General features: G+C 71.0%; 10 protein-coding genes. 8 read left to right on the plus strand and 2 right to left on the minus strand.

Going from position 1 to position 12,744, the window contains the following annotated elements:
- Window positions 1–16: 16 nt before the first annotated feature.
- Window positions 17–1,135, minus strand: a complete 1,119-nt coding sequence (locus CEP17_RS12590) for an FAD-dependent oxidoreductase (protein WP_112932470.1) — start codon at window positions 1,133–1,135, stop codon at window positions 17–19.
- A gap of 86 nt (window positions 1,136–1,221) precedes the next feature.
- Between CEP17_RS12590 and CEP17_RS12595 the strand changes: the two genes are divergently transcribed.
- The 4 genes from CEP17_RS12595 to guaA are packed head-to-tail and all read left to right on the plus strand — an operon-like array spanning window position 1,222 to window position 5,225.
- Window positions 1,222–2,343 carry a GuaB3 family IMP dehydrogenase-related protein gene (locus CEP17_RS12595; RefSeq protein ID WP_016463524.1) on the plus strand — a complete coding sequence of 374 codons (1,122 nt, stop codon included), beginning with the start codon at window positions 1,222–1,224 and terminating at the stop codon, window positions 2,341–2,343.
- Window positions 2,340–3,164 (plus strand): SURF1 family cytochrome oxidase biogenesis protein, encoded by an 825-nt coding sequence (locus tag CEP17_RS12600; RefSeq protein WP_112932471.1) that lies wholly within the window; start codon window positions 2,340–2,342, stop codon window positions 3,162–3,164. The genes CEP17_RS12595 and CEP17_RS12600 overlap by 4 nt, the downstream gene beginning before the upstream one ends.
- Before the next feature lie 10 nt (window positions 3,165–3,174).
- The gene (locus tag CEP17_RS12605) at window positions 3,175–3,645 is read left to right on the plus strand and encodes a DUF3817 domain-containing protein (protein ID WP_036318291.1); all 471 of its coding nucleotides are present in this window, start codon (window positions 3,175–3,177) and stop codon (window positions 3,643–3,645) included.
- A complete protein-coding gene (guaA, locus tag CEP17_RS12610) occupies window positions 3,642–5,225 on the plus strand; it encodes a glutamine-hydrolyzing GMP synthase (protein ID WP_112932472.1) in 1,584 nt (527 codons plus the stop codon). The genes CEP17_RS12605 and guaA overlap by 4 nt, the downstream gene beginning before the upstream one ends.
- Before the next feature lie 66 nt (window positions 5,226–5,291).
- Here the strand turns inward: guaA and CEP17_RS12615 are convergent, their stop codons facing one another.
- The gene (locus CEP17_RS12615; protein WP_036318290.1) at window positions 5,292–6,209 is read right to left on the minus strand and encodes a Bax inhibitor-1/YccA family protein; all 918 of its coding nucleotides are present in this window, start codon (window positions 6,207–6,209) and stop codon (window positions 5,292–5,294) included.
- 152 nt (window positions 6,210–6,361) lie between these two features.
- Between CEP17_RS12615 and CEP17_RS12620 the strand changes: the two genes are divergently transcribed.
- From CEP17_RS12620 to CEP17_RS12635, 4 genes are all read left to right on the plus strand, one after another.
- On the plus strand, window positions 6,362–7,357 hold the full coding sequence (locus tag CEP17_RS12620) for a glycerophosphodiester phosphodiesterase family protein (protein WP_112932473.1): 996 nt from the start codon (window positions 6,362–6,364) through the stop codon (window positions 7,355–7,357).
- Between the two features lie 76 nt (window positions 7,358–7,433).
- Window positions 7,434–8,366, plus strand: coding sequence for an ABC transporter ATP-binding protein (locus CEP17_RS12625; protein WP_112932474.1), 933 nt, complete (start codon window positions 7,434–7,436; stop codon window positions 8,364–8,366).
- Entirely contained in the window at window positions 8,363–9,448 is a 1,086-nt protein-coding gene (locus tag CEP17_RS12630) for an ABC transporter permease (RefSeq protein ID WP_112932475.1), read from the plus strand. Before CEP17_RS12625 ends, CEP17_RS12630 begins: the two co-directional genes overlap by 4 nt.
- Before the next feature lie 128 nt (window positions 9,449–9,576).
- Window positions 9,577–12,699 (plus strand): S8 family serine peptidase, encoded by a 3,123-nt coding sequence (locus tag CEP17_RS12635; RefSeq protein WP_112932476.1) that lies wholly within the window; start codon window positions 9,577–9,579, stop codon window positions 12,697–12,699.
- Window positions 12,700–12,744 lie beyond the last annotated feature (45 nt).

Here is a 12,744-nt window from a genome sequence, read left to right on the forward strand (position 1 = left end):
CGCCCGCGGTCGTCGGTCAGGCGCCCGGCAGACGGAACGGCTCGGCCGCGCGCGCGTCGGCATCGAGCACGAGATCCGCGAGGGTGGCCCCCACCCCCGGCGCGAACTTGAAGCCCTGCCCCGAGAATCCGGCGCCCACCACCACCGGTCCGACCCGGTCGAGCACGAACGCCTCGGTCGGTGTCGTCGTATAGGTGCAGGAGATCGGCACGGCGGTGTCGGCGTCGAGGCCGGGGAACCACTCGCGGACGTAGTCGCGCAGCTCGCGCTGGAGCACCGGCCGGTGCGGGCGCCGGTCGGGATCGACCTCGTCGCCGATGCCGTGGAAGCCGACCTTCACGCCCTCGCCGGGCGTCGGCATGCCGTAGACGTTCGCCGGCTGCGAGCCCGGAGCGACGAAATGGTTGAACGAGGGCCAGGGGTCCGTGGAGGTCGCCGTGAAATGCGCCGGCGTCTCCTCCGTCACCCGCAGCGGCGGGAGGGGGATGCCGAGGTCGGCGAGAAGCCCCGAGGTCCAGGCGCCCACGGTCACGACGAGCACGTCGGCGCGCAGCGTCTCGGCGTCCGTCACCACGGTCGCGCCGTCGGCATCGGGCGCGACCGCGACCGCGCGCACCCGCGTGTTCCACCGCACCTCGCCGCCGCCGGCGACGATGCGGCGCTCGAGCTCGCGCAGGGTCGCCGCCGCCCGGGCGACGCCGGCGTCGGGCGAGAACAGCACCGTGTCCTCGAAGCGCATCCCCGGCCAGCGCCGGCCGGCCGTCGCGCCGTCGAGGATCTCCGCCGGGATGCCGCGGGAAGCCAGCTCGCTCGCGATCGCCGGCAGATCGCGCGCCGTCGCACTGCCGAGCGCGAGTCCCGACCCGTGCGAGACGAGCCCGTGCAGTCGCAGCAGCGGTTCGCCCTCCACCGTGCCGAGCGCGTCCCAGCCCTCGCGCGCGCGGACGAGCAGGTCGAGGTAGTGGGCGTCGCCGTACGCATTGTTGAAGTTGCGGGTCTCGCCGTGCGAGGCGCCCTCGTGGTGGCCGCGGGCGAACCGCTCCAGCACGATCGGGCGCTCGCCGCGGCGCACCAGCTGCCACGCGGTCGCCAACCCCATGACTCCGCCGCCCACGACGATGATGCGTTCCGACATGGCATCCCTTCTCCCGGTGCTCCCATCCTGCCGCGCCGACGCCGGAGGGTGAGGGCGGGCTCCGCGAGTAGGCTGAGGGGGTGACCATGGAGATCGAGCTCGGCCGCGCCAAGCGCGCCCGCCGTGCCTACGCGTTCGACGACATCGCGGTCGTGCCTTCGCGGCGCACCCGCAACCCCGAAGACGTCTCGACCGCCTGGTCGATCGATGCCTTCGGCTTCGAGATCCCGGTGCTGGGGGCGCCGATGGACTCCGTCATGAGTCCGCGTACCGCCGTCATGCTCGGCCAGCTCGGCGGACTCGGCGTGCTCGACCTCGAGGGCGTGTGGACCCGCTATGACGACCCCGAACCGCTGCTCGCCGAGATCGCCTCTCTGCCGGCATCGGAGGCGACCCGTCGGATGCAGGAGCTGTACGCCGAGCCCATCAAGCCCGAGCTCGTGCGCGACCGCCTCGCCGAGATCCGCGAGGCGGGGGTCACGGTCGCCGGATCCCTCACGCCTCAGCGCACGCAGGAGCTGTACGAGACCGTCGTCGCCGCCGGTGTCGACCTCTTCGTCATCCGCGGGACCACGGTGTCGGCCGAGCACGTCTCGAGCGTCGACGCGCCCCTGAACCTCAAGAAGTTCATCTACGACCTCGACGTGCCCGTCATCGTCGGCGGCGCCTCCACCTACACCGCGGCGCTGCATCTCATGCGCACCGGCGCGGCCGGAGTGCTCGTCGGCTTCGGCGGCGGGGCGGCCTCGACGACCCGTGCGACCCTCGGCATCCATGCACCGATGGCGACGGCCGTCGCCGACGTCGCCGGCGCGCGCCGCGACTACCTCGACGAGTCGGGAGGCCGCTACGTGCACGTCATCGCCGACGGTGGCGTCGGCACGTCGGGCGACATCGTCAAGGCGCTGGCGATGGGCGCGGATGCCGTCATGCTGGGCGTCGCGCTCGCGCGCGCGACCGACGCGCCCGGCCGCGGTTACCACTGGGGCCCCGAGGCGCACCACCCGAAGCTGCCGCGCGGCAAGCGCGTGGAGGTCGGGCAGGTCGCGCCGCTGGAGGAGATCCTCTACGGCCCCGCCCCGGTCGCCGACGGCACCGCGAACCTCATCGGCGCGCTGAAGAAGTCGATGGCCACCACCGGGTACTCCGACCTCAAGGAGTTCCAGCGCGTCGAGGTCGTCGTCGCGCCCTACATGGCAGGTCGATGACCGCGGAGCCGTTCCCGCCGACGCTGCGCGAGGTCATGCTGCGCCCCTGGTGGCTCGGCATGCTCGTGTTCGCCCTCGTCGTCGCGGCGGTGTTCGCCTGGCTCGGCCAGTGGCAGCTGGGCCGCGCCATCGACACCTCGCCGCCGGCGCCCGGCGCCACCGAACAGGTGCGCCCGATCGCCGACGTGACCGCGCCCGGCGCCTACCTGCCCGAGCCGCTGGTCGGTCAGCGTGTCGAGGTCGCCGGATCGTTCGTCCCCGGCGATTTCCTCGTGGTCTCCTCGCGCTTCAACGACGGTCAGCAGGGGTACTGGGTCACCGGGCAGCTGCGCACCGACGCGGCGACGCCGACCTCCCTGGCCGTCGCCGTTGGCTGGAGCGCCGACCGTGCGGTCGCGGATGCCGCGGCATCCACTCTCAACGCCGACCCCGGCGGCGCGCTCACGCTCACCGGTCGGCTGATCGCCGACGAGGGTCCCGTCGCGCCCCCGCGCGGGGCCGCGGACACCGAGATGACGCGGATGTCGCCGGCCGCGCTGCTGAGCTGGTGGCATGACACCGAGGAGCTGTCGGTGTACCGCTCCTACCTCGTCGCCGACGCCGGCGAACCCCTCGTGGGCGGGCTCGTCGCGATCGACTCGCCGGCGCCGGCGGAGGGCTCCAGCGTCAACTGGCTGAACATCTTCTACGCCGTCGAATGGGCCATCTTCGCGGGCTTCGCGTTCTACATGTGGTACCGGCTCGCACGCGACGCGTGGGAGAAGGAGGTCGAGGCGCTGGAGGAGGCGCAGGCCGCCGGAGCGGCCGCGCACGCCGACTAGACTTGACGGCATGCCTCAGCCCAAACTCGCCAGTTTTCCGGCGATCCGCGGGGCGCTCAGGTTCTACCAGATCGCCTCGGTGATCACGGGTGTGATGCTCCTGTCGCTGTGCGCCGAGATGATCGTGAAGTACGCGTTCGGCTACGAGCTGTTCGCGGGCGGGTCCGGGGGAGCGCTGTGGCTGCACCCCGTTGCCCTCGACGGCGGCGCCGACCTCACCGGGGGAGCGATCAACCTCTCCACCGGCATCCTCATCGCGCACGGCTGGTTCTACGTCGTCTACCTCTTCGCGTGCTTCCGCGTCTGGAGCCTCATGCGCTGGGGCTTCGTGCGCTTCATCGTGCTCGCGCTCGGCGGCATCGTGCCGCTGCTGTCGTTCTTCATGGAGGCGCGCGTCGCGCGCGAGGTGCGGGCCTACCTCGCCCAGCGCGAAGCCGACGAATCCTCCGCCTCGATCCCCGCCACGGAAGGCAGCCGGTGACCACCCAGACCGAGACCGCTCAGCGTCCCGTCCTCGTCGTCGATTTCGGAGCCCAGTACGCGCAGCTCATCGCGCGTCGGGTGCGTGAGGCCGGTGTGTACAGCGAGCTCGTGCCGCACACCGTCACCGCCGCCGAGGTCGAGGCCAAGAACCCCGTCGCGATCATCCTGTCCGGTGGGCCGTCGTCGGTCTACGAGCCCGGGGCGCCCTCGCTCGATCCCGGCGTGCTGCAGCTCGGCGTGCCGACGCTCGGCATCTGCTACGGCTTCCAGGTGATGGCCCAGCAGCTCGGCGGCGAGGTCGCCAACACGGGCCTGCGCGAGTACGGCGCGACGGATGCCGTCGTCGTGAACGACGGCGGAGTGCTCCTCGGCGGTCAGCCGGCCGAGCAGAACGTCTGGATGAGCCACGGCGACCAGGTCGCCACGGCACCGGCCGGCTTCGAGGTGCTCGCTTCGACCGCCGCGACACCGGTGGCCGCCTTCGGCAACGCCGAGAAGTGCTTCTACGGCGTGCAGTGGCACCCCGAGGTCAAGCACTCCGACTACGGCCAGGACGTGTTGGTCAACTTCCTCCACAAGGCGGCCGGCCTTGCGGCCGACTGGAACAGCGGCAACGTCATTGCCGAGCAGGTCGATCGCATCCGCGCACAGGTCGGCACCGGTCGCGTGCTGTCCGCGCTGTCGGGCGGGGTGGACTCGGCCGTGTCGACGGCGCTCGTGCACAAGGCCGTCGGCGACCAGCTCGTCGCCGTGTTCGTCGACCACGGGCTGCTGCGCAAGGGCGAGCGCGAGCAGGTCGAGAACGACTACGTGGCCTCCACCGGTGTGCGCCTGATCACCGTCGACGCGCGCGACACGTTCCTGAACGCGCTGGCCGGTGTCAGCGACCCCGAGCAGAAGCGCAAGATCATCGGCCGGGAGTTCATCCGGGCCTTCGAGAAGGTGCAGGCCGACCTGGTCGCCGAGGCGGCCGCCGAGGGCGAGCCGATCCGCTTCCTCGTGCAGGGCACGCTCTACCCCGACGTGGTCGAATCCGGCGGCGGAGCCGGCACGGCCAACATCAAGAGCCACCACAACGTCGGCGGGCTTCCGGAGGATCTGCAGTTCGAGCTCGTCGAGCCGCTGCGCACGCTGTTCAAGGACGAGGTGCGCGCCATCGGCCGTGAACTCGGCCTTCCCGAAGCGATCGTCGGGCGTCAGCCCTTTCCGGGGCCCGGCCTCGGCATCCGCATCGTGGGCGAGGTCACCGCTGACCGTCTCGAGATTCTGCGTGACGCCGACGCCATCGCCCGCGAGGAGCTGACCAAGGCCGGCCTCGACGGGGAGATCTGGCAGTGCCCCGTCGTGCTGCTGGCCGACGTGCGCTCCGTCGGTGTGCAGGGAGACGGTCGCACGTACGGACATCCGATCGTGCTGCGCCCGGTCTCCAGCGAAGACGCCATGACCGCCGACTGGACGCGCCTGCCCTACGACGTGCTGTCCAAGATCAGCAACCGCATCACCAATGAGGTCCGCGAGGTCAACCGGGTCGTGCTCGACGTCACGTCGAAGCCCCCGGGAACCATCGAGTGGGAGTGATCCCCGCATGACGAAGGGCCCGTCCGGCGATCCGGACGGGCCCTTCGTGCGCGGGTGCGCTGTGTGTCAGTTGTTGCCGCGCAGGATCGCGATCATGCGCAGGATCTCGATGTAGAGCCAGACGACCGTCACCATGATGCCGAAGCCGCCAAGCCAGCCGAACTCGCGGGGCGCGCCGTTGCGGACGCCCTGCTGGATCTGGTCGAAGTCCTGCACGAGCGAGTAGGCGGCCATGATGACCACGAGCACACCGATGATCAGGCCGATCGGAATGCCGGCGATCTTCGCGCTGTACAGGCCGAAGGCGCCGGGCGCGATGCCCGTCCACATCAGCACCAGGTTGATGAGGCCGAAGACGAGATAGCCGACCATCGCGATCAGGAAGATCTTGTTGGCGCGGGCGCTCGCGCGCACCTTGCCGCTCGCGAACAGGGCGAGGGTCACACCGACGACGGCGAAGGTGGCGATCGTGGCCTGCATGACGATGCCGGGCCAGATGAACTCGAAGTAGGCCGAGATGCCGCCGACGAACAGGCCCTCGAAGGCCGCATAGCCGAAGATCAGCGCCGGGCGGACCTTCTTGCGGGAGGTGAAGGAGACGACCATCGCGAGGACGAAGCCGCCGAGCATGCCGAGGATCCACGGCACGATCGTGATCTGCGATGTGCGCGCCACGTCGGTGGGCGAGAAGGCGCCGCCGAGCGTCCACACCCAGCCGATGACGGCCGTGACGAGGAGGATCGCGAACAGGCCCACCGTCTTGGCGACGGTGTCCTCGACGGTCATGCGGCCGGTCTGGTGCGACGCGGCGGCAGGGGCGGCGAACGCGCCCTCGAGCTGGGCGTTCACCGCGGCATCCGTCACCTGGTGCGACGTCGCGGCGTAGGCGGTCGGGGCGCCGGGCTGCGGTGCGGCAGGCGGCGTGAGGCCGGGGCGCTGCTCTTGGAACGCCGGGTTGTTGAATGCGAAGTTGCCGGAGGCCATGGTCTCTTTCCACTCCCTAGGGTGCACCGGTCGGGTGCACAGCGAGGTGCTGTGGATAACAGGCTATCGGACGGCTGCGCCGCATCGTCAGGCGCCGGCTGTGCTGCTGCTGTGAAGGCGCTCAGACGGGCCTCGATCGGTAGCCTGGGCCCATGCCTCGTGCCCGCCCGCTGGTGATCGGTCATCGCGGCGCCCCCGGATACCGCCCCGAGCACACCCGCTCGTCGTATGAGCTGGCGCTGGCGATGGGAGTGGATGCCGTCGAGCCCGATGTCGTCTTCACGAAGGATGCCGTGGCCGTCGTCCGGCACGAGAACGAGATCTCGGGGACGACCGACGTCGCCGACCGTCCGGAGTTCGCGGACCGTCGCACGACGAAGCCGGTCGATGGCGTCCCGCAGACGGGCTGGTTCACCGAGGACTTCACCTGGGCGGAGCTGTCGACGCTGCGCTGTCGCGAGCGACTGCCGCACCTGCGCCCCGGCAGTGCGGCCTTCGATGACACGGAACCGCCGCTGCGGTTGCGCGACCTGCTCGATCTCGTCGCGACAGCCTCACGTGAACAGGGGCGCGACATCGGCATCGTGCTGGAGATCAAGCACGCCACCTTCTTCGGGGCGCGGGGCTTCGATGTCGCGGCGCTGGTCGCCGCCGAGCTGCGCGACGCGGGGTGGGCCGAGGGAGCGCACCCGCTGTTCGTGGAGTCGTTCGAACTGACCGTCCTGCGACAGCTGCGTGCGCGCGGCATCCCCGCGACGTACGTCTACCTCGTCGAGGCCGACGGTGCGCCGTTCGATCTCGTCGCGGCCCACGGTGAGGCGGCGACACCGTATCGCGACCAGGTCAGCGCCGCCGGGCTGGCACGGCTGGCGCCGGAGGTGGACGGCATCAGCGTCGACAAGGCGATGCTGCTGAGCGCGTCGCCGCCGGGGGGAGCCGAGCTGGTCGCCGAGGCGCACGCGGCGGGGCTTGCCGTGTTCACCTGGACGTGTCGTCCCGAGAACACCTTCCTGACGCCCGCGTTCCGCCGCGGTGAGGACGACGCCGCCTTCGGCGACTACCGTGCGGAGTGGGCGGTCCTCCGGGATGCCGGGATCGACGGTGTCTTCGTCGACCATGCCGACCTCGGGGTGGCGTCCTTCGGCTGACCGGCCCTCCGTTCGGCCGCTGAGTGTTCACCGTGCGCTTCGCAGCTGCGACACAGCTCTCGCATAGGGTGAGGGCATGACCCTCCCCGGCATCGTCGTCACCGGAGTGCGCCGGTCGTTCGGACACGTGCAGGCCGTGCGCGATGTCTCGTTGGAGGCGCGGGCGGGCGCCGTCACCGGGCTCGTCGGCCCGAACGGCTCGGGCAAGACCACGCTCATGCTCATGCTGGCTTCGCTGCTCGCGCCGGATGCCGGTTCGATCCGCATCGGCGGCGTCGACCCGCTCGCCGAGCCCGCCGCCGCCCGCGCGCTGCTCGGCTGGATGCCCGACGCCCTCGGCGCGTGGCCGACCCTCACCGCCCGCGAGACGCTCGTCATGACCGGCCGCCTCTACGGTCTGGACGCCGCGGCGGCCCAGGCGGGCGCCGCGCGGCTGCTCGACGAGGTGGGGCTCGGGACGCTGTCCGATGCGCCGGCACGCGTGCTGTCGCGCGGACAGAAGCAGCGCCTCGGCCTCGCGCGCGCCCTCGTGCACGATCCCCGCGTGCTGCTGCTGGACGAGCCGGCCTCGGGCCTGGACCCGCAAGCACGCATCGACCTGCGCGTGCTGCTGCGCCGCCTCGCCGCCGAGGGGCGCACGATCCTCATCTCCAGCCACATCCTCTCCGAGCTCGAGGAGGTCGTGGACGAGGCGGTGTTCCTCGTCGACGGCGCGACGGTGAGCAGTGAGCGGGTCGCGGCGGCGGCGACGCGTCTGCGCACGTGGCGCATCCGCCTCGCCGGCCGTGATGCGACGGCGGCGGTGCTGCCGGTCGCCCAGACGCTGGGCCTGGACGCCGCGCTCGTCCCGATCGACCGCCGCGACCTGCTGGTCTCGTTCGCAAGCGACGACGACGCGGCATCCGCCCTCGCCGCCCTCATCGGGGCGGGTCTGCCGGTCGCGGAGTTCGCGGCGGCGACAGGACTTCTGGAACACACGTTCCTCGACCTCGAGGGGGAGCGCTCATGAACGCCACGCGGCTGTGGACGATCGCCCGCCTGGAGCTGCTCCAGCGGGTGCGCACCGTGTCGTGGTACGTGCTGCTCGGTGTGTTCGCGCTCCTGCTCATCGGCGTGACCGCGCTGGCCTACCTCGCCTATGGCGGCTGGGGTCAGAGCGGCCCCGGGATCTATTCCGTCGTCGTCTGCGTCACCCTGCTGCTCGTGCTGCTCGTCTCGCCCACCCTCAGCGGCAACAGCATCAACGGCGACCGGGATGCCGCGACGCTCGCTCCCGTGCAGGTGACGCTCGTCACGACGGGGGAGATCCTCCTCGGCAAGTTCATCGCCGGCTGGATCACCGGGCTGGCCTTCGCCGCCGTGGCGGCGCCGTTCCTGGTGATCGCCACCTTCGCGGGCGGCGTCGACCCGCTCACCGTGGTCGTCTCGCTCGTCGTGCTCGTGGTGGAGACCGGCGTCGTCGCCGCGATCGGGGTAGCGCTGTCGGGCCTGCTCGCACGTCCGCTGTTCTCGGTCGCGACGACCTACCTCGTCGTCGCCGCCCTGACCGTCGGAACGCCGCTCGGGTTCGGGCTGATCGGCGCCGCGGTCTCCAGCGAAGGCACCTCGATCACCCGCTCCTACGAGACCGGTCCCGACGGAGCGCCGCTGTGTCAGGACGGTGCCCGCTTCTGCGGCGACACCCCGGAGAAGCTCGTCTGCGGCCCGTGGCAGACCGGCACCTACCGCGTGCCGCGCTTCGACTACGTGTGGTGGCTGCTGTCGGCCAACCCCTTCGTGATCCTCGGCGATGCCACGCCCACACGGTTCACCGAGTACGGCTACCCCGACGACCTCTTCGGCTCGCTGAAGCTGTCGGTGCGGTCGGCGCAGCTGCCCCCGTCGCTCGAACAGCGCTGGGACGATTGTGCGCCGGGCACGTACCTGGACTCGACGCAGCCCACCCCGCGCCAGATCATCGACGAGACCGTGCCGAGCTGGTTCGTGGGCCTCGCCGTCCAGGTGGTGCTGGCGGGCCTGCTGCTGTGGGGTGCCTGGGCTCGTACGCGCACACCGGCGCGATCGCTGCCGCCGGGAACGCGCATCGCATAGACCTTCGGATGAACTCGGATGAGGATCCTCTCATCCGTCTTTCGCCTCGTGCAGGGGATGCATAGCCTCCATACAGCCGCGTCCTACCCCGATGTGGCACATCCCCCTGCACGAAAGGCGGTCTTCCCTTGCAACGACCACGGCAACGACGCATCCTCGCCACGGCAGGTGCGATAGCACTGCTGCTCCCCTCCACGGCCGCATTCGCCGCGACCGCCGACGACGCCGACCCGTCGTCGCGGTTGCTGACCGCGGCATCCGCCGGAAAGATCTCGACGTCGTTCACGTCGGCGGCCATCGACGCCAACGGACTCGTGAGCGTCGTCGTCGAGATGACGGGCGATCCCGTCGCCGTGGTGGAAGCCGAGCAGGGCCGCGAGCTCAGCGACGGTGAGCGCGGCGACGTGAAGAACCGCCTCAAGGATGCGCAGGAGCCGGTGAGCTCGGCCATCGAGGACAAGGGCGGCTCGGTGCAGGCCGAGATGCAGTCGGCGTACAACGGCGTGCAGGCGAAGGTGCCGGCGGCCGAGCTCGACGCGATCGCGTCTCTGCCGAACGTCGTCGCCATCCATCCCGTGCGCAAGTACACCGTCGACAACGCCGTCTCGGTTCCCTTCCTCGGTGTCCCCCAGGTGTGGGAGAGCACCGGCTACACGGGGCAGAACGTCAAAGTCGCCATCATCGACACCGGCATCGACTACACCCACGCGACCTTCGGCGGTCCCGGCACGGTGGCGGCCTTCGACGCCGCGAAGGCGAACTCGGCCCAGCCCGCCGACCCGACGATGTACGGTCCCGACGCCCCGCGCATCAAGGGCGGAATCGACCTCGTCGGCGACGATTACAACGCCGACCCGAACAGCGCCTCCTACCAGCCGGTGCCCCACCCCGACGACAACCCGCTCGACTGCAACGGCCACGGCTCGCACGTCGCCGGCACCGCGGGCGGCTCGGGCGTGCTCGCCGACGGCACCACTTACCGCGGCCCGTACGACTCCACGACCCCCTCGAACCAGTTCCGCGTCGGACCGGGTGTCGCCCCGCAGGTCGACCTGTACGCCGTGCGGGTCTTCGGGTGCGAGGGTTCGACCGATGTGGTCGTGCCCGCCCTCGACTGGGCGGTCGATCACGGCATGGACGTCGTGAACATGTCACTCGGCTCGTCGTTCGGACGTGCCGACGACCCGGATGCCGTGGCCGCCGCCAACGCGGTCGGTGCCGGTGTCGTCGTGGTCGCGTCCTCCGGTAACGCGGGTCACAACCCGTACCTGACCGGCTCGCCGGGCACCGGTGACGGTGTGATCTCGGTATCGGCCGTCGACAGCGCCGAGGGTTTCCCGGGCGCGACGATCACGGTCGGCGGCACCCCCGTCGAGGCGATCAACGCCAACGGTGCCTCGCTCGACGGCATCGGCGATCTGACGGTCGTGCGCCTCACCGGCGACAACGCGCTCGGATGCTCGCCGGCGGCATTCACCGCCGCGGGAGTCGTCCCGGGCGGAAAGCAGATCGCGGTCGTCGACCGCGGATCGTGCGCCCGTGTCGCCAAGGCCATCTACGGCCAGCAGGCCGGAGCGGCGGCCGTGGTCATGGTGAACAACACCGACGACCTGCCGCCGTTCGAAGGCGTCGTGACGGCCAATGCCGACACCGGGGAGCCGTTCGACCTGACGATTCCGTTCCTCGGCGTGCGCTCCTCGAGCGGTCCCGCCTTCGTCGCCGGCGCCACGGCGAGCCTCGTCGCCACGCAGATCGCCAACCCCGGCTTCCGCGGGTACGCGTCGTTCAGCTCGTCGGGTCCGCGCTCGGGCGACAGCGCCATCAGCCCGGACGTGGCCGCCCCCGGCGTCTCGATCTCGTCGGCCGCGGTCGGCTCGGGCAACGGTGCGGCGATCCTGTCGGGCACCTCGATGGCCGCCCCGCACGTGGCGGGTGTGGCGGCGCTGTCCGCCGAAGCACACCCGTCGTGGACGGCTCCGCAGATCGCGGCATCCGTGGTGTCCACCGCCGATCCCGACAAGGTCGCCGGCCAGAGCCTGACGCTCGGCGGGGTGGGTCTCGTCGATGCCGCTCAGGCCGTGGCGACGACGGTGACGGCGACGGGTGACGCGTTCCGGACGGAGAGCGGTTGGGCGCGCGAGTCGGCGCTCAGCTTCGGCTTCCAGGAGTCGCCGCTCGGCTTCGGTGGCGTGAAGACCGTGACGGTGCGCAACGACGGGCCGACCGCGGTGCGCTACGACGTCTCGACGACCCCGTCGGCGCAGTCGAAGAAGGCACGCATCCTGCTCTCGAACCGCTCGATCACCGTCCCGGCGCATGGCTCGGCGAAGGTGCTGCTGATCGTCGCCGCCGCCGCGAAGGACGTGCCCAGCTCGGTCGGCGCCGACGACCAGTTCGCGTTCTCCGAGATCTCCGGTGACATCGTGCTCACGTCGTCCGACTCCACGCTGCGCGTGCCCTACCTGCTCGTGCCCCGCGCCGACAGCACGGTGCGCGCGACGATGAACGGCCCGTGGTTCAGCGGCAAGCAGAAGGTCGCCGACGGCACCAAGAAGCTGACGCTGCGCAACCTCGCCGGCGCCCTGCCGGCCGGTGCCGACGTGTACACGTGGGGCCTGTCCGACCCGCAGGACGCCAGCAAGACCCTGGCCGACACCGGGTACGACATCCGCGCGGTCGGGGTGCAGTCCTTCCCCGATGGCGACGACACGCTCATGGTGTTCGCGATGAACATGCACCACCGCTGGTCGAACGCGGCCGCGAACGAGTACGACATCGTGATCGACAGCGACCGTGACGGCACCCCCGACTGGATCGTCCTGTCGGCCGACTCGGGCGGGGTCCGCAACGGCGACACCAACGGTCTGTCCGAGGTCTTCATCGTCAACGCCAAGACGAAGGAGACGGCGGCCGCCGGCTTCCTCACGCAGGCGCCGACCGACAGCAGCACCCTGCTGATGCCGGTGCGGGCGAGTGATCTGGGCATCACCGGTGCGTTCTCGTACACCGCCCAGACGCACGCGTCCAACGACGCGTCGGACGCGGTGGACGGGTGGGCCACGTACGACCCGACGGCGCCGGCGATCAGCAACGGCCAGTTCGTCACGGTGCCGCAGCGCGGCTCGGCCAGCGTCGACGTCACCTTCAACGCGAAGCAGATCGACGCGCAGAAGCCGCTGGGCTCGATGGTGGTCGTGATGGACAACCAGTCCGGCGCGGACGAGGCGCTGCTGCTGCCGCTGAAGAAGTAGCCCCGGCTAGACGGAAGAGGGGGTGGATGCCGCGGCATCCACCCC

This window comes from Microbacterium sp. PM5, assembly GCF_003293595.1.
Classification (GTDB): domain Bacteria; phylum Actinomycetota; class Actinomycetes; order Actinomycetales; family Microbacteriaceae; genus Microbacterium.